Genomic DNA, 18,474 nt, shown 5'->3' with positions numbered 1-18,474 from the left:
ATTCTCGAATTAGGTATAATTGATGGGCTAAATAATGGAATGATCTGTAAGTTAAAAATAATTGTGAGGGTTATGATAATGACAAATGATAAGGATTGTAAAAACTTGGTTCATTCTCCAAGTCACGCACAATGTATGGAGCATTATGGCTGTATTTATGAAAACAATCATCTTGTTACATTGCTCGTGGATTCTCGCTCAGGTAGCATTGTAGATGCTAATAAAGCTGCTTGTGCCTATTATGGATATTCGCTTTTGGAATTCAGGGCACTTCATATTTCCGATTTGATTATAAATCAAGATGAGGAACCTAATGAACCTAACGACTTTATAAAGAAGGCTTTACCCGAAGGTAAACACAGTGGTAATCAGGTAGTGATGGATAGACACCGATTAGCAAATGGAAGAATGGTTGATGTGGAAATACATACAGGTTTGATTACGATGCTTGGGAAAAAATGCATTTATTCTGTCATTCATGATATCAGTGAGAGGGTTAAGTCAGAGCTTATGGTGAAGGAAAGTGAAGAGAGATATAGGGGTTTGGTGGAACTATGTCCTGAACCGATCCTGGTACATAGCAGAGGGATCATTTTATTTGTGAATAACCAAGCTGAAGTCCTATTTGGTGAAGTGAAGGATGAACTAATAGGCAAAAGAGTAGACTCTTTTTTCAGTGAAGATTACATAACTAGTGATGTGTACCACAATTTTATAACCAAGTTCCACACCAAAGCAAAAGAAACCTTTCGCATGGAGCAGCGCTTTATCCGATATGATCGGAGGATCTTCGATCTTGAGATTTCGGGAGCTCCGATCATTTACAAGGAAGTAAAGGCCACGCAACTGGTGTTGCGAGATATAACAGAAAGTAAAGTGGAAATAGAAAGGGCTGTACGACTTCAGGAGCATCGTCATGCGGCACCGTTTCCTTTGGAGAATAGGGTGGACTTACAGAAGTTATATGTACCCGCAGCAACACTTAGTGGTGATTTCTTTATTTTTCACAAGATAAACGAAGAGCAAGTGGTTGGAATTATCGGTGATGTAACTGGCAAAGGGATCACGGCAGCTCTTAATATTTCCGCGATGCGGGTATTGTTCATGGACAGTTTACTCGTTACGCAGGATCCCGTATTACTTTTGCAGGATTTAAATCATAAGGCAACGCAGTATTTGGAAGAGGATTATGTAGCTGTTTGCTGCTTTAATTTAGACTTTCGCGAAGGAAGACTCAAAGCCTCTGGGGCTGGTATTAACGAATTTATATATAAGCCTAAGGATCAAAACGGAAAAAGGATGACCGTAAAAGGTGCACCGCTTGGCATGTTTGACAATAGTGAATTTGATGAAGTAATCATTTATTTTGATTCTGGGGATAGATTCTGTTTTTACAGTGATGGAATGGACCTCTTAGATGATGCTGATGAATTGAGTTGTGATTTTGAGTATTTACGAGATAGCATTGTCAATACTCCTTTGCAGGACGATTGTACATGGCTGAGTTTGAATATAAGGTGACAAAAAGGAGGAATCATGGAGCCCGTTCAAAAGGAGGTAATACTCTGCTGTTTGGAGCATCATTGCTATATTATTGATGAAATCATCCAAGATCTGAGACTAGACGTATGTGTTTTCGATATAAAATTAATATTGCATGAAGCGATAACGAATGCCCACTATCATGGGAATAATCGGGATTGCAAGAAGCAAATTTACGTCAGATATATGCTTAAAGATAAGCATCTGAAGATCCAGGTGGAGGATTGCGGGGATGGAATAAGGAAGCTTGCCTTTCCGGATAAGATTGATAATCTTCACTTACTAGATGAAGGAGGAAGGGGCTTATATCTGATTCGATGCTTATCGGATAATGTGGAGATGATAAACAATACGATTTATATAGATAAAGATGTAAGCAATCCAATATTATAGTGTTTTTATGACTTGGTTTTCTAACGTTATCGAGGGGGAAGAACATGAAACTCAGTTTAAAAGTGAAAATTAGTATACTCTTGTTTCTAATAATAAGTATTCCATTGTCTATATCAGGTTTTTGGTCCTATAATTTAGCGTCACAAGCAATTCAATCAACCATAGAAGAGCAGCTCAAAGACACCACGACCTCTGTGGCCAAGTCTGTAGAAAATGTATTAGATGTTACGGGCAACTATCTCAAAATTGCCACCAAAAATGATACACTTCAACAACTTATAGCTAACCCTTCCAATGGCAAGTTAGTAAACAGTGCCTATCAATATATATCGAGTGTCCAACAAGACAATGTGGATTTGATAGAAACACTACTTATTGTCAACGAAGAAGGGGATGCACTTGTTACAAGCGATTCTGAGTCACCTGATTTAAATGTGAAGGATCGAGAGTATTTTCAAAATGCGCTTCAAGGGAAGGAGGCAATTAGTGAAGTTATAGTATCGAAGGCTACGAATAACCCAGTTGTAGCCATTGCCTTACCTCTTGAGAATGGGGGCCGTACAACGGGGGTAATGATCGCAACGATAGTCTTTGACAGGATCTCCGCCCCTGCTGCTGAAGTTAAAAGTGGAGAAAGCGGTTATGCGTATATGATCGATAGAACTGGGTTGATCATCTCCCATCCTGTAAAAGAAAAGATACTTAAAGAGAGCTTGGATGGTACTGATAATAAGCAATTGAACGACATTGTACAACAAATGAAAGAGGGGAAAACATCCGAGGGCTTCTATACATATGAAGGGATGTATAAATTTATAACCTTTCAGCCGGCAGGTAACTGGATTGTTGCAACTACTGCAAATTACGATGAATACATGGCCCCAGCTATAAGTATCCGTAACGAAACTATTGTTACTATCGTAGTGTGTATTTTTGCTGCTATGTTAATCGGCTTTTTATTTACAACAAGAAGTATTACAAAGCCAATTGAAAAGCTCAAGAAGGCCATGTCTCTAGCAGGTGATGGTGACTTAACCGTGCATACCTCAATAAGAACTGGCGATGAACTTCAAGTACTGAGCGATTCTTTTAACACGATGATCGATAAGCAGGCAGCTATTATTGAACAGATTAGGACGGGCTCTGAGGTGCTCACTACGATGTCTGAGGAAATCGCATCTTCTTCAGAGGAGATTAGTGCGTCGATTCAAGAGATTAGCTCCAGTACTCAAGAGATAGCTGCTGGTGCGGAGAATAACAATCGGTCCGTTGTGGATGCTTCGCAGGTGTTGGTCCAAATGTCGAGTTTAGTACAGATGGCTCAAAGTAAAGCATTAGCGACAACCAGTAATGCGCAAACGACAAACGAAGCTGCACAGTCTGGAAGGACGGGGGTCTTAAATACGGTTAGAGCTATGGATTCTATAAACAACAGTACGAGTGAAACCGAGGAAATACTGTTATCCGTAAATGAGATGTCCGATAAGGTTTCCACCATTGTAGATACCATTAATGCGCTCGCTAAACAAACCAATTTGCTTGCTCTGAACGCAGCAATTGAGGCGGCAAGAGCAGGTGAACATGGGAAAGGATTCAACGTGGTGGCTGGTGAGGTCCGGAAGTTATCTGACGAATCCCATGCTCGTGCCAATGAAATTTCAGAATTGGTGCAAAGCATGATGAGTAAAATCGAGATGGCTGTGGTATCCATGAGAGGGGCAACTGAAGCCGTAATGGAAGGCGTACAGATTGTTCATGAAACAGATCATGCTTTTGTTCACATCATTGAGTCTGTTGAAATAATTACAGAAAATATACAAGAAATCTTGGATATTACGAAGGATGAGGTAGCGACTTCGGATCAGATCATCAAGCTGATTGATTCCATGGGCACGATCTCTGAGTCAACGGCTCTAAATAGTGAGCATGTAGCCAGTGCGATCGAAGAGCAGGCAGCAACAGTCAACAACTTTGTGGATACCGCCCAGGAAGTAAGTGTAACGGCAAGTAATCTTGAAAGTCTTGTAGAGAACTTTATAATCAGAGGGGGTGGTAAGCTATGAGTGAATTGATAATTAAGGTGCCAGAAACTTTTACAGTAGATAAGGCAGTGCAATTTAGGGACACCATCCGAGATTATATTAATAGTGGGAAAGTTAACTTTTTGTTAGATTTTAGTGAATGCCAGTTTATCGATAGTACTGGACTTGGAGTGATCGTTAGTTCGTATAAGAAGTGTGTTGAAAGTGGAGGAGACATCAAGTTATCTTCATTGAATCCTAGTGTACGGAAGATCTTTGAGTTGACCAGACTGACAAACGTGTTTGAGATATTGTGATCTGTTAGATTATTAATTTACTACGGATTCGAATAGAAATGAGTGGAGTACAACAACCCCTGCTGCTGTAGGGGTTGTTGTACTCCCATCCAGTATTTGTGTGATTTATCTTACATCATACGATTAAAAAAAGGGTATTGACACTTGTGAGTTATGCGCTTACAATTCTTTTAACAGCAAAAGGTATTGTATGCTTCTGAAGTTGAAAGGAGGCTTTTATTTTTAAACGAAAGTTAAAAGGTTTAAACTATTAATGTATTTTTTTAAACTTAAAGTTAAAAGGTTTTAATTTACAAGAAAGAAGGGGCGTGAAAAGATAGTGACTCCAATTACAATCAAAAAAGACCAGAAATTGAAAACGAATTCACTAATGAGACGGATGTTTAAACAATGGGATATTCAAATGATGGTCATACCGGCCTTAATATTTGTTTTTGTATTCAGCTACATTCCAATGTATGGGGTTTTAATGGCGTTTCAGGATTACAGCATTTACAAAGGATTTTTACATAGCCCTTGGGTGGGATTCAAACATTTCGAAATGTTCTTTAATGCACCTGAGTTTTGGACGATTATGCGAAATACGCTTGTGATCAGTTTGTTAAAGCTTTTCATTGGTTTTCCGGCTCCAATAATTTTAGCCCTCATGTTAAACGAAGTGAGAAAAGCTTCATTTAAGCGAGTTGTTCAGACGATCAGTTATTTACCTCACTTTTTGTCTTGGGTTATTGTGTCAGGGTTTGTAGTTTCTCTACTATCGACGGACAACGGAAGCATTAACATTCTACTGCAAAGCGTACATCTCATTAAAGAGCCCATCAATTTCCTAGCTATACCTGAGTACTTCTGGAGCATTTTAGTTACGACAGGAATATGGAAAGAGATTGGATTTGGTTCGATCGTATATTTGGCCGCAATTGCGGGAGTCGATCCACATATATACGAAGCTGCATCGATCGATGGTGCTAGTAGGCTCAAACAAATAATTAATATTACTGTACCTTCGATTATTCCTGTCATTGTCATATTTATGATTCTTGCCATTGGAAATTTATTAAGTGCAGGATTCGAAGATATCTTGCTCTTAGCAACAAATCCGGTACTACGGGATGTCTCAGATGTGTTAGACACCTATGTTTATCGAATAGGGATTCAAAATTCAAGATATTCCTATGCGACAGCGGCTGGCTTGTTCAAAGCAGTCATTAGTGTTGGAATGCTAACTCTGGCAAATCTAGTGGCTCGAAGATCTGGAAACAGCTTATGGTAAGCCGAGGATATGACTTTGGAAAGGTGGCTGAAATATGAGTAGGACGAGTTTTGGAGATAAAATGTTGAGCTTTAGCATCTATTTCCTACTAACGATATTGGCTTTTGTAACCTTTTATCCGTTTTGGAATGCGGCAGTGGTTTCATTTAATAATGGGACGGATACGATTCTAGGAGGCGTTACCTTCTGGCCTCGTGACTTTACTCTAGATAACTATGAAATTGTGTTTCAAGATAAGAGGTTGATGAATGGCTTTATTATATCTGTACTTAGAACAATTAGCGGAACGGTTCTTGCGATTCTAGCGACAGCCATATTGGCTTATGGCATGTCGAGACGAGAATTAATAGGGCGTAAATATTACATGATCATGTGCATCGTTACGATGTATTTTAGCGGTGGATTGATCCCTTCATTCTTATTGATTCGTAGTCTTGGCCTCATGAATACATTCTGGGTCATGGTCATCCCAGGGATAATTAGTGTATGGAATATGATCGTTTTCCGTACCTTCTTCTTAGCATTACCTGTTGGATTAGAGGAGTCAGCCAAAATCGATGGATCTAACAATTGGGGAGTGTTATTCCGCATCGTACTTCCTTTGTCTGGACCTGTAATAGCGACGTTATCGCTTTTTACAGCAATCTATCATTGGAACGATTGGTTTACTGCTAGCATTTATATCAACAATATTGATTTGTTGCCTATCCAAACCAAGCTACAGCAAATACTGAATTCTAACATTATGAGCGATCAGATGGGGCAGATGGATTCGGCTGCTTTAGGGCGCATGGCACAAATGAAGTCCGTCACAACCAAATCACTTTCGATGGCAACAATGATGGTTGCGACCCTACCGATTATTTGCGTTTACCCGTTCGTTCAGAAGTATTTTGTTAAAGGTGTGCTGGTAGGATCATTAAAAGAATAGCCTCTTTGTGCAGTTGCATCAGTGTCAATCCTAACGGGTTCAAAGCGAAAGCTTGACCAATAGATTGAAAAAACGAAGGGAGTTTTTTTAGAATGGCTAAACAGAGAAGACCTAGATTACTGCTTTTGATTACTGCACTAATGGTTCTATCGTTGCTAGCAGGCTGCGGATCAGGAGGGAATGATTCTGCCAATAAACCTGTACCATCACCTGAGAATACTAGTAATGAAGGGGGCAAAGCAGGAGACGCGATTGTACTTGGCGAGAAGCCACTAGAATTTTCGTTCTACGGAAACTATGATTGGTACTCCATGCCTGTGTGGGGAGACGACTTAGCGACAAAATGGATCAAGGATGACAAAAAGGTAAATGTTACTGGAATTAATTCTGGAGGGAACACGAAACAAAAATTGAATACGATGATTGTTTCAGATGATTTACCAGATGTCATTTGGGGTGATCGAGGCGCTGACATTGAAAACATGCGCGCAAATGGTTTGTTAGTTCCACTGGACGATTACTTAGATAAATATCCTAATTTGAAAAAGTGGGCCGGTGAGTCTACACTCAACATGCTCCGTTCACCGGATGGTAAGCTGTATCAATTTCCGAACTGGTACACTTCTCAGCCTAACGGGAATGCAGGATACTTAGTCAATAAGAAAATTTATGAGGATCTTGGTTCACCACCACTTGAAACGACTGAAGATTTGTATCAATATCTGAAGCTAGTGAAGGAGAAATATCCTAATGTAGTTCCTTTGGAAGTAGGCCAAAAGGAAGGGATCGATATATTAGCATCGGCTTTTGCAGAGAATCATCCTTATCGCTTTAATCTGATGATGGCAGTACCAGAAGGTAATGAACTAAAATCGATATTTACAGATTCAGCTTTCCGAGAGTCCCTGCAATACTCGAATAAATTATATCGTGAAAAATTAATGACACAAGATGCATTCTCACAAACCAAGGATCCAGTACAGGAAAAAGTTACAACAGGTCGAATTGCGGTCTTCGCTTCATCGAGTCCGACAGAGTTCGGAGTAATGGGAGATTCGTTACTGAAAGCACAAGACCCGGATGCCGGTTACATCATGATCTGGCCTGTACATAAAGAAGGCCTAGATAAGAATAAAATTTTCCCGGGCGATTACAATCAGCTTGGTTGGAATGTCAGTGTTATTACTAAAGCTGCCAAAGATCCTGAAGCTATCTTTGCTTTCCTTGATTGGCTCACAGGCCCAGAAGGTCAAAGTGTTTCGATGTGGGGTCCAGAAGGATTGTATTGGAATGGAATGGATCAAGATGGTTCTACAATCTTTACAGACAAATACACAAGTGATCCTGAAGGTTTGGCAAAAGTAATGGACTCTACCGTTAATTTTCAGTGGGCGGGTAACACAGTCTATGTTGATGGTGTCAAGAGTAAATTCGAACAGACACTTCCTGAAGAAAAACGGAATTGGGAGACACGCTGGCAGTTGGAGATAACTTGGAAAACGCAATATAATACGACAGAATTCGTTAATTTGGACCCTGCAGGCGACAGTGAGGAAGGTATCATCTCACAAAGCGTGTTTGGAATATATGAGCAAGCGAGATCTAAAGCAGTCTTAAGCGCAAAAAACGAGGAAGAAGTACTAGCCATTCTTGACCAAGCGGAAAAAGATGCACAAAAGGTTGGATATGATAAGTTGTTGAAATACAAGACAGAGAAATGGCAAGAAAATCTTAAAAACATGAAACAATAACAAAACTCGTTGTCGTAACAATGAAATAAGGGGAATAACACTTTTTATTGAAATTTCGCTTCATTAATAGGTGTTATTCCCACCTCCCTACCATTCATTTTATAAAAGGTGGTTGAGATCATTTGCTGAACAAAATTATCAGGCAAGCGTCCATCGTTTCGCTTATTGCTGTTATTTGCTTAGGAGGATTAGGGATTAGTGGCTCACGATCTATAGTCTATGCAGAGAAAGTTGATAGTTTTATGGATAACTTTAATGATCCTCAGAAAATAGGTACGCACGGTTATTTGGCTTCCTGGCCCCAAGGTAAAATTCAATGGAAGACAGATCATGCTGAGGTTGTGGACGGTAAGTTCGTGTTAACGTTTGATGATTCAGGCGATGAAGAAACGACTTATGCATCTGCTCAATTCACTACGTTTGATAATTATGGTTATGGGCGCTACTCAGCGAGTATAAAAGCCGCTAAAGATGAGGGTTTAATTACAAACTTCTATGTTTATTCAGCAAATGAAGATTGGACACTGGAAAATATCGTTGAAGCTCGTGTATTAGGAGGAAGTCCTAGCAAGCTTAATATTCGCTGGACAAAGGATAATATCAGAAAAGAAAAGTTTATTACTTTAAATTTTGATGCCTCAGCGGAATATAACGATTACGCATTTGAATGGTCAGAAGATGCAATAAAATGGTATGTAAACGATGAACTGGTAACAACGGCTACAGATGGAATCCCATCTAATCCAGGCGGGTTGATTGTTAACTTGATGGCTGACGATGTAGTGAACTATACCGGTCCAAATCAGGCTTCATTTGATTATATTAAATATCATAAATTTGGTGAGGATGATCCAGAAGATGATACTGATCTAGCGCCTCCAACTGGTGTGGAACCTCCAGTCCCTACATCATCTGCTTACAGTTTTACAGACGGGTTTGATTCTTTCAATAACGAACTATGGTATAAAGCAGACGGATGGGGAAACGGTCCAGACTTTAATGTTGGTTGGCAAGCCGATCATGTTGAATTCTCGGATGGAAAAATGGTTTTGCGTCTCGACGATACACCAAGCAGTGGAAAGCCATATTCCTCCGGAGAATTTGCAACCACTGAGCTTCATGGATATGGAAGAATTGAGAGCAGGTTGAAAGTTGCGAAAGGGGATGGACTCGTAACTTCAATATTTACGTATTCCCCGAATGCAGATGAAATTGATATTGAAATATTGGGAAAAGACCCGACAAAATTGGAAACGAATTACTATGTGAAAGGTGTTCGAGGGTTAAAGGCACATGCCATCATAGATTTAGGCTTTGATGCTTCGGCAGATTTTCATGACTATGCAATCGAATGGTCGTGGAACTATATTAGGTGGTATGTTGATGGTGAACTTGTTCGAAATGTAGAGAGCAATAAAGGTGATCTACCGTCAGAGTCTTCGACAATCATGGCAAATCTGTGGGCCGGTGCTGGTGCGGCGGCGGATACGTGGACGAATAAGTTCGATTATCCAGGAACCCCAATACGTGCTTATTACGATTCTATCAAATTTACACCAGAGATTTCTTTCTCTAAATCAAGTTATGAGCTGCAGGCGGGGGAAACGATATCTACAACTGTGTTCTCCTTAGTTCCTGGCGGGGCTGAGACAGATGTCACTAGTGAAGCATCGTATCGTTTCGCAGGAGAAGATAATGGAGTCGTGAGATTGACAGATGATGGAAACCTAGTAGGATTGAAAGAAGGAACAAGTGTTATTCAGGCAACCTATCAGAATACAACAGCGCTAGCAAATGTTACAATTCGTCCGGATAACACAATAAGTCGTGCGGAATTCACTGTTATGTTAGTCAAGGCGCTGTCGGTCAAGAATGAGGACGATTCGAAGATAGAATTTACAGATGAAGCGAAGATAGGGGATTGGGCGAAGCAAGCAATTGCTCAAGCAACTAGTGCAAAAATTACACTAGGGTATGAGGATGGTAGTTTTCGTCCTGATTCACCCATCACTCGCAATGAAATGGTCAGCATGATTGTACGCGCAATGCAATTATCAAACGAGGCTTATTCATTGACTTCTTTTGATGATCATGATGATATTCCTTCATGGGCTAGACCGTATTTTGCAGCAGCCATTGAACATGGAATTCTCGAAGGTCGCCCTAACAATGAACTGGGACCCTTTGAAATAGCTACAAGAGCGGAAGCCGTTATGATGCTGTTAAGGGCAGGAAAGTAATGTTATGTCTTGTCAAAACTCCTACCCTTGACGTTTAAGAAGTTGATTTCTTAATATACTAATATTAACAAAATAGAGTAGGGGTTTTGACAATGAAAGTTAATATATTTGATGTAGCTAAAAAGTCTGGAATGTCTATAGTTACTGTATCTCGTGTACTTAATAATGCTCCTACAGTACGGGAGAAAAATAGACAAAAAGTGTTAGATGCAATAAAAGAGCTTAATTACAGTCCAAATTCAGCAGCTCGGACCTTAGTAAGGGGTAAGACTGGCGTCATCGGTTTGACGATAACGGCATTGAACGATACCGTATTTGACGGTGTTGTTCAATCCGTATTAGAGAATTTGAAATTGAATGGTTATGTCTTAGCCATTTCAATTGCGCATGAACTAGGAAATGAATCATTTGACGCAAGTAATTTCTTGTTCCATCACGATCGTGTGGACGGAATCATTGTACTATCTACCTTACAAGAAGAGGCGTATATTGCTGATTTAGAACGTAAGAAGATCCCTTTTGTGATGATTGATAGTCATAGCGAACACAACAATGTGCCAACCATCAATGTTGACAATTATTTAGGTGGATACGAGGCGACCAAACATTTGATCGCGCTTGGGCATAAACGTATTGCTCACATTAGCGGTCAATATGCATTCTTGAGCGCACGTCAACGGAAAGAGGGATTTACGGATGCAATGATTGAAGCAGGTCTCTCGCCTTCGATGATTATAGAAGGGGAATTCGGTACCTATTGTGGTCATAGTATTATGCAAAACTGGATTGCACAAGGTAATCAAATTCCATCTGCCATATTCGCTGCCGACGATATGATAGCACTCGGTGTTATTCGATCTTTAATGGAAGCAGGTTATAACGTACCAGGTGATGTGTCTGTTATTGGATATGACGATCAATCTTTTGCTAATGAGGTCCATCCTAGACTTACGACGATTCGTCAACCTGTAGGTCAAGTGGGTGAACATGCGGTGAAGATATTAATGGATTTGATTCAAGGTAAACAAACAAAGAATACGAAATTGCAGTTAAAACCTGAATTGATTTTCAGAGAATCTACTGCAAAATATAAAGGTGACATTAATTGAGGTGAACAGGTTTGGAGTACTATCTGGGGATAGATGCAGGAGGAAGTAAGACAAGTGCTGTCATTACGGATCGTACTGGGAGTATTGTAGGCAAAGGTTTGAGTGGTTGTGGAAACCATCAACTTGGTGTTGAGTTGGCACGATCAAATATTGATGAGGCGATACAACAAGCTTTACATAGCAGCGACTTAAATCGTACTGATATCACTTATGCGTTATTCGGGTTAGCCGGAGCTGATCGGGAAGCAGATTATGTTATTTTGCGTCCGATGATTAAAGAACTCGGCTTTGCTCATTACGATATTGCTTGTGATACAGTCATTGGACTGCGAGCAGGTACAAGGCAACCTTATGGTGTTGTTCTAATCTGCGGCACTGGGACTAACTGTTTTGGAATCAATCCTCAAGGAAAAGAATTGCAATGCGGAGGTTTTGGTTACGCATTTGGAGATTTTGGTGGTGGGAGCGAACTGGCGGTCGAGGTATTGCGATCAGTAATACGTAGCTGGGAAGGTCGGGAAGAGTCAACATTGTTAACTGCAGCGGTGTTGGATATGTTGGGGTATACTTCTGTAGACACCTTATTTCATGATTTTCTAGATGAGGGTAAAAGGATTCCTAAAGACTTGACAAAACTCCTGTTCCCAGCTGCTGATCAAGGAGATTTGGTTGCTCGGCGAATATTACGGAAGCAAGGAACAGAACTGGGTCTCTCCGCAAGAGCTGTTATTAACAGGCTTCAAATGCAGGATATATTGTTAGATGTTGTATTAGTCGGAAGTGTTCTTACGCGAAATGATGGTAAGTACATGATACCGTATATTCAAGAGCAACTGACGGATGGTTGCACATTACGTGTATTAACAATGGAGCCTGTAGCTGGAGCAATCCTATTAGCTATGGAAAATGACGGATTAATTATTAAAGATGAAGTATATGAACAGCTCGAACTACAACTTAGTATAGAAGGGAAGAATTCAGCATGCGTAAAAATTTAAAAGTAGTAGTTATTGGAGGGGGATCTTCTTATACACCGGAGATCATCGAAGGCTTTATTTTAAATTTTGATAGCTTTCCTGTCCGTGAAATCGTCCTCGTGGATATTCCTGAAGGACAAGAAAAGTTGAATATTGTAGGTAATTTGGCCAAACGGATGATTGAGAAATCAGGTCTACCTATAACGATTGAACTTACCCTGAATCGGCGCGAGGCTTTGGTTGGTGCGGACTTTGTTACGACACAAATGAGAGTGGGTCTCCTAAAAGCCCGTATCTGGGATGAAACGATACCACTCAAGTATGGGATTATCGGTCAAGAAACAACCGGACCAGGTGGGATGATGAAAGCATTTCGGACAATTCCTGTATTATTGGACATTTGCCGGGACATTGAGGAACTCTGCCCAGATGCATGGTTGTTGAATTTTACAAATCCTGCAGGTATGGTGACCGAAGCAATATTGAAACATTCCAATGTTAAATCCATCGGATTATGTAATTCACCTATTGCTGCTTATAAATGGTTATCAGAGTTATATCAAACGCCTGCTAGAGATATCTATTGTGAGTTTGTAGGACTTAATCACCTGCACTGGATTACTCAAGTTAGAATTAATGGTGAAGAAAAATTAGAGGAGCTTCTGGCTAATCGCGAGGGGTATTCAGCTAAGAACGTTCCACAATTTGATTGGAATGCTAACTTCATTGCTTCACTTGGGGCGATTCCTTCTTATTATTTGAAATACTTCTATTTAACTAAGGAACTGCTAGAAGAACAGCAACTTTCACTAGATAAAGAAGGAACGCGAGCTGAGGTAGTAAAACGGCTGGAAGATGAATTGTTTGAACTGTATAAAGATCTGAACTTGACTGAGAAACCCAAACAATTAGAAAAACGCGGTGGAGCTTACTACTCGGAAGCAGCGGTTAACGCTATGAAATCGATATATAACGATACTAGAGATATTCAAACATTAAATGTGCGTAATCAAGGAGTATTAGATTTCTTACCTGCGGATGCTTCTATTGAAGTTAACTGTGTCGTCACGAACCAAGGACCGATTCCGTTGCCGGTATCAAATGTGCCTACGGCGGCAAAAGGACTGATTCATGCGGTCAAGACCTATGAACAGCTGGCTATTGAAGCGGCCGTAACCGGTGACCACGGCATAGCGTTGCAAGCATTAGCTAATCATCCTTTAGTTCATTCTGTGAATGTTGCAGAGGCGATGCTGGACGAAATGCTGCTTAAGAACAAAGACTATTTGCCACTGTTTTTTAAATAGAGATTCCATAAAGAAAGAGTTAGAATAATACGGACGAAGAAAATAGTAGGACAAAAAGCACAGTAGAACCAAGTCAACGAACTTGGCGCTGCTGTGCTTTTTAAGTATCAAAAATCAAATGTCATAAATGGATCCTATCAGTTCCGTGGTAGTCTGTTACCGTACCTCGCCCGCAATTGTTGGAGCTTGTCTAGTTTACGTATACTGTTATCCCGACTAGCCAGTCCTACTCCAAGGATTAGATTCTCGATAACATACATTGGCCCTACCATGGAGTGAAATTCCCATACCTCGCCTCGTCCCGCATAGAGTACAATATCGGCTTCCTGTGACTTCGGATAGACCAGTCTGTCCGTAATCAAAATCACCTGATACCCAGCTTCCCGCGCATAATCTAGAATAACATCACTTTCCGGGAGTAGCTGTACAAAACCGAAGATTAGGATGGCATCTCTATTGTCCACATGCATTAATGTCTCGAGCAGTTCATGTCCGCTCGGGGCCATTTTTTTGAGTTGAAGCCCAAACCGCGCCATGCGGTACATCATTAACTCAGCTAATCCAGCGCAGGGACCGGGACTGTAAATATAGATATGTCTCGCCGTAGATAGAGCATTCACCGCCTGCTGAAGTATTTCATCCTTTAAATGGCGGCGAGTTTCTTCAAGATGATGACAACAAATATCGAGCAAAGTTTGAGGCAGAGAATTGTCATTAGCTCGCTCTATGGCATCCTGCATTTTAACAGAGGGAGTGGATTCAAACCGGAAACGGAGCCGGTTCTTAAATTCCTTGGCATGCTTGTATCCCACAGCTTTCCAAAACCTCGAGACAGAAGCAATACTCAAACCAAGCTCATCAGCCATTTCTTGTTCTGTCATATAGAGTACGCGTTGTTCATTTCTCTGAATAAAATCAGCAATAATCCGTTGATTCGGTGAGAAAGGTCTTCGACTCCAATCTTTATACATCGTATTGCCTCCCTCATGTATTAGTATTTGAAATCAATATAACCGCCAAAGATGTTGTAAATATTATTACAACGTTAAAAATAATGAAAAAAATATTACCTTCCTTTAACAATTGGAAAAAGCTGCGATGACATGACCTTTCTATAATGAAGTTAATACAAATAGGGAGGCTTTCTTAATGAGTACATTAAAAGGGCGGTATACGCTGACGCAGTCGCAAAAAATGATGATTTTTGTATTGTCGATGTCGTTGTACGGTTTGTCTAATATGTTTACGGAACTGATTCCCAGTGTCCAGTTGGGGCCCATTGAACTGTCGGTAGAATATTTTGCCTTCATTCCGTTGACTTTGTGTATGTTGTTTCATCCTCTTTATGCGGCTGTGGGAGCAGCAGTTGGCGAAATGATCTTTGGTGAATTAATGCTCGGCCAATTCGGAGGTTTAGGTGAGTTAGAGAAATTTATTACCTTCTCTCTGGCCATGTATGTAGCAGGTCGTATGGTATCAGATCCCAAGAATCGGATGCAGGTAGGTGTGGCAGCTATCACTGGAGTAGCTATACATCAGTTTTGTAGTGCTGCAGTTGATATTGTAAAAGTGTGGGTTGGAGTAGAGGAATTGGAAGCTGTTCAAGGGCTAACAGAGAGTATTGTCGTGATTGAAGGTGTAGGTTTTCTAAACAATGTACTCTTCTCAGGCATCTTATTCGCCTTACTACCTACTATGTATTTGGTTCCACGGTTGTACGGGAAGATCGAACCTTTGCTAGGCATGAAACCTCGTGAACGGAATATGAAATATGCAACGGGTACCTGGTTATCACCCAAGCTTGTTATAAGCGGAATTATTTTGGCGGGGATTGCAATGGGAGCAGAATTGTTATCGGAATCAGGATGGAGTTTGGGCGAGTTTGAACTTCCTGGTGCAGAGTCTAATGAGGGAATGTTGATCTGGGTGAGTATGCTAGTGGCAGCAATTGTGGCTGGAATAGCCATCACGATACAAATTCGTCGTGCTGCTCGAAAACGGCATGAAGCGGGACAGATAGATGCGTAAGACAGTTCTTGAACTGAACGGAGTGACGTTTACCTACCCGGGGGCTGAACAACCTGTATTGCGGGATGTATCTCTGCAACTTAAGCAGGGAGATTTCACTGCTGTGATAGGAAGCAACGGATCAGGGAAATCGACACTATGTAAATGCTTTAACGGATTAATCCCTCACTATTACACAGGAGACTTCAGTGGAGAAGTCATAGTTAGCGGACAATCAGCCGAAGGTAGAACCGTCGCAGAACTATCTAGAACGATGGGTTATGTATATCAAGATTTCGAGAACCAATTGGTTCGCCCGACTGTGATAGATGATGTTTCCTTTACTCCTTTGAATTATGGATTTGCGGATTACAAGGAACGAGGAGAGCGAGCACTAGAGCTAACGGGTCTAAGCGAAGTGAGAGATGAATTTGTTTGGCAGTTAAGCGGCGGGCAAAAGCATTTGCTCGCTTTGGCGGGATCGCTAGCGATGGACCCGGAAGTACTCGTCATTGACGAACCTGTTGCTCAATTAGATCCGCAGCATGCTCGGGAAATCTATGAGATCCTACGACGGTTAAATGTGGAGCATGGAAAGACAATTGTAGTGATCGAGCATCATGCGGAGTTCATAGCAGATTACTGCCAGAACGTTATTCTCATGGACAACGGTAGTATTCGTTGGCAGAAGCCGGTGCGTGAAGCATTATCATCTGTGAGCGAATTACTTGAACTTGGAATTTATCCTCCTGATGTAACAAGGGCTGCTTGGATGCTTAATCCTAATCCATTGTCAGTACAAGAGCAGTATCCAATGAATCCTGAGGAAGGAAGATCCTATTTCATTTCCCAGCACAGAGCTGTGGAAGATAATAATTGTTCAATGTTCAAGGACAAACTTTGCCTTGTGGAAGAATCGGCTGAGCAGAAGAAGGAAGCTGTTGTACAAATGGAAGGTGTAGGGTTATCGTATCGTACGATCCATAGAACACTTCATCCCGTTCTAAAAGATGTTCAGTTGGAACTTAAACGTGGTGAATCTATCGCCCTCATTGGCAACAATGGAGCAGGTAAATCATCACTAATGAAGCTGATAGCTGGTATCGCCAAGCCGAGCGGGGGGACAGTTCACGTCAAAGGAACATTGATCAATGGATTGCCAGCCGAACGACTATCTGGAATAGCGTCATATGTATTTCAGAATCCAGAGGAAATGTTCATTGAGGATTGTGTGCGTAAAGAGATTGCTTATTATTTAAAAGCGCGAAAAGTGCCTGATATGGATGAGCGAGTGGAGAACATGTTGCAGTCGTTCAGGCTTGGTGAACTAGCGGAACGTGATGCTCGTCTACTCAGTGGAGGCCAACAACGGCGTGTATCGCTTGCGATCGGAGCAGCTGTCCGCCCTGCGGTTATGTTACTTGATGAGCCAACGGCCAACTTGGACATCTCAACCAAACAGGAACTGGTTAAAGTATTGGAGACGCTTCGCAGTCATGTGGAGACAGTAGTCATTGCAACTCATGATATGCAACTTGTGGCGGAATGGGCAAGTAGAATCATTGTAATGCACCAAGGTCAGATCATCGCTGACGGCAGCAAGGAAGATATTTTTGCCGATGAGCAGCTGTTACGTCGCGCCGGTCTGGCTCAGACCCAACTCATGGAGCTGAGCCGCGTATTGGGACTGCCTCGTATTTGTTGTACTTTAGAAGATTTTATTGTCAGTGCTGAACTACAAAAGGAGGAGGTAACACATCATGGAAGCTGTTAAACGGGCGCTTAATCGTATTTCAGTAGAACAAATTAAGCTAGAGTTGCTCGGGAACGCTTATAACAGTAGCAGCACCTTTCTTGGAAGGTTGGATCCTCGTACATTGCTTGTGTGGTATATATTTTTTGCTATCGTACCTTGGTTTGTCTACAATCGGACAGTTCTGTTAGGAATGTTCGCCATTATGGTGGTGACGACCATCCTATCACGTGTCAGTCCTTATATTCTATTTATCCTCTGCTTGGGACTCATCAGCCAAGTGGGTTGGCTATTTCTACTCTCCCTCTTTTTTGGAGGCGGGATAGAATCTCTGTTACCGATGCTGACTCTCACCCTTAAATTGTCCGTGATTTCACTGGCGAGTATTACGGTATTCTCAAGTCTTGACCCCGAACGATTGAGTGATGGTTTATCTTCATTAGGTGTACCCGATGTCTTTGCTTTCAGTTTATCTTACGGGTATCGAATTTTGCCTACCTTGCTAGAGGAGTTCCATCAGATATTATTATCCTTTAGACTTCGAGGGCAGAGACCGCTTCGGCACGGGTTAATATATTGGAGAACTGCCACGTATTACTTGAGAATTATTGTATTGGTCTTTTATCCTTTGATGTTGAACACTGCAAAACGTTCACGTACTACGATTGAAGCGCTTGAGACAAGAGGATTCACCTACGGTCTTAACAACCCCAAGGTAAAGAAACTTAAGCTTGCTTATCTGAAAATGAAAATATCGGATTGGTGCTTTTTATCAGGATCAACCGTATATATCGCTTTGCTGTTCTGGTTTGGTAATCAATACCCTAATCTACTCTACTAAAAGCCAAGTCTAAAG

The 18,474-nt window shown here is 41.1% G+C and carries 15 protein-coding genes; 14 read left to right on the top strand and 1 reads right to left on the bottom strand.

The features are described from left to right. Positions 1 to 78 precede the first annotated feature (78 nt). The 11 genes from EJP82_RS03410 to EJP82_RS03360 all read left to right on the top strand — a co-directional run bounded on the left by EJP82_RS03410 (position 79) and on the right by EJP82_RS03360 (position 13,858). Positions 79 to 1,521, top strand: a complete 1,443-nt coding sequence (locus tag EJP82_RS03410) for a SpoIIE family protein phosphatase (RefSeq protein WP_170220118.1) — start codon at positions 79 to 81, stop codon at positions 1,519 to 1,521. Positions 1,522 to 1,536: 15 nt separating this feature from the next. Then, entirely contained in the window at positions 1,537 to 1,935 is a 399-nt protein-coding gene (locus EJP82_RS03405) for an ATP-binding protein (protein ID WP_127190614.1), read from the top strand. A 44-nt stretch (positions 1,936 to 1,979) separates the two neighbouring features. Then, complete coding sequence (locus tag EJP82_RS03400) at positions 1,980 to 3,998, top strand: methyl-accepting chemotaxis protein (protein WP_127190613.1); 2,019 nt, start codon at positions 1,980 to 1,982, stop codon at positions 3,996 to 3,998. Next, positions 3,995 to 4,273: an STAS domain-containing protein gene (locus EJP82_RS03395; RefSeq protein WP_127190612.1), complete on the top strand. Its 279-nt coding sequence runs from the start codon at positions 3,995 to 3,997 to the stop codon at positions 4,271 to 4,273. The genes EJP82_RS03400 and EJP82_RS03395 overlap by 4 nt, the downstream gene beginning before the upstream one ends. Before the next feature lie 370 nt (positions 4,274 to 4,643). Further along, entirely contained in the window at positions 4,644 to 5,543 is a 900-nt protein-coding gene (locus EJP82_RS03390; protein ID WP_127190774.1) for an ABC transporter permease, read from the top strand. Between the two features lie 34 nt (positions 5,544 to 5,577). Next, a complete protein-coding gene (locus EJP82_RS03385) occupies positions 5,578 to 6,474 on the top strand; it encodes a carbohydrate ABC transporter permease (protein WP_127190611.1) in 897 nt (298 codons plus the stop codon). 92 nt (positions 6,475 to 6,566) lie between these two features. Continuing rightward, a complete protein-coding gene (locus tag EJP82_RS03380; RefSeq protein ID WP_246053961.1) occupies positions 6,567 to 8,225 on the top strand; it encodes an extracellular solute-binding protein in 1,659 nt (552 codons plus the stop codon). Between the two features lie 122 nt (positions 8,226 to 8,347). Beyond that, positions 8,348 to 10,465 carry a family 16 glycosylhydrolase gene (locus EJP82_RS03375; protein ID WP_127190610.1) on the top strand — a complete coding sequence of 706 codons (2,118 nt, stop codon included), beginning with the start codon at positions 8,348 to 8,350 and terminating at the stop codon, positions 10,463 to 10,465. A gap of 92 nt (positions 10,466 to 10,557) precedes the next feature. After that, on the top strand, positions 10,558 to 11,574 hold the full coding sequence (locus EJP82_RS03370) for a LacI family DNA-binding transcriptional regulator (RefSeq protein WP_127190609.1): 1,017 nt from the start codon (positions 10,558 to 10,560) through the stop codon (positions 11,572 to 11,574). 11 nt (positions 11,575 to 11,585) lie between these two features. After that, a complete protein-coding gene (locus tag EJP82_RS03365; protein ID WP_127190608.1) occupies positions 11,586 to 12,572 on the top strand; it encodes an N-acetylglucosamine kinase in 987 nt (328 codons plus the stop codon). Beyond that, on the top strand, positions 12,557 to 13,858 hold the full coding sequence (locus tag EJP82_RS03360) for a 6-phospho-beta-glucosidase (RefSeq protein ID WP_127190607.1): 1,302 nt from the start codon (positions 12,557 to 12,559) through the stop codon (positions 13,856 to 13,858). The genes EJP82_RS03365 and EJP82_RS03360 overlap by 16 nt, the downstream gene beginning before the upstream one ends. 137 nt (positions 13,859 to 13,995) lie before the next feature. Here EJP82_RS03360 and EJP82_RS03355 read toward each other — a convergent pair whose 3' ends face one another. Then, positions 13,996 to 14,829: a MurR/RpiR family transcriptional regulator gene (locus EJP82_RS03355; RefSeq protein ID WP_127190606.1), complete on the bottom strand. Its 834-nt coding sequence runs from the start codon at positions 14,827 to 14,829 to the stop codon at positions 13,996 to 13,998. 178 nt (positions 14,830 to 15,007) lie between these two features. Here EJP82_RS03355 and EJP82_RS03350 point away from each other — a divergent pair, with 178 nt between their 5' ends. The 3 genes from EJP82_RS03350 to EJP82_RS03340 are packed head-to-tail and all read left to right on the top strand — an operon-like array spanning position 15,008 to position 18,459. Further along, a complete protein-coding gene (locus tag EJP82_RS03350; protein ID WP_127190605.1) occupies positions 15,008 to 15,886 on the top strand; it encodes a DUF8171 family membrane protein in 879 nt (292 codons plus the stop codon). Further along, positions 15,879 to 17,639 (top strand): ABC transporter ATP-binding protein, encoded by a 1,761-nt coding sequence (locus EJP82_RS03345; RefSeq protein ID WP_127190604.1) that lies wholly within the window; start codon positions 15,879 to 15,881, stop codon positions 17,637 to 17,639. Before EJP82_RS03350 ends, EJP82_RS03345 begins: the two co-directional genes overlap by 8 nt. Beyond that, positions 17,626 to 18,459, top strand: coding sequence for an energy-coupling factor transporter transmembrane component T family protein (locus tag EJP82_RS03340; protein ID WP_127190603.1), 834 nt, complete (start codon positions 17,626 to 17,628; stop codon positions 18,457 to 18,459). The genes EJP82_RS03345 and EJP82_RS03340 overlap by 14 nt, the downstream gene beginning before the upstream one ends. The last annotated feature ends 15 nt before the right edge of the window (positions 18,460 to 18,474 follow it).

Origin of the sequence: Paenibacillus anaericanus, assembly GCF_003994475.1 — a bacterium.
GTDB lineage: Bacteria > Bacillota > Bacilli > Paenibacillales > Paenibacillaceae > Fontibacillus > Fontibacillus anaericanus.
The sequence above is the reverse complement of the archived record's forward strand: the minus strand, read 5'-3'. Positions and strand labels throughout refer to the sequence as shown.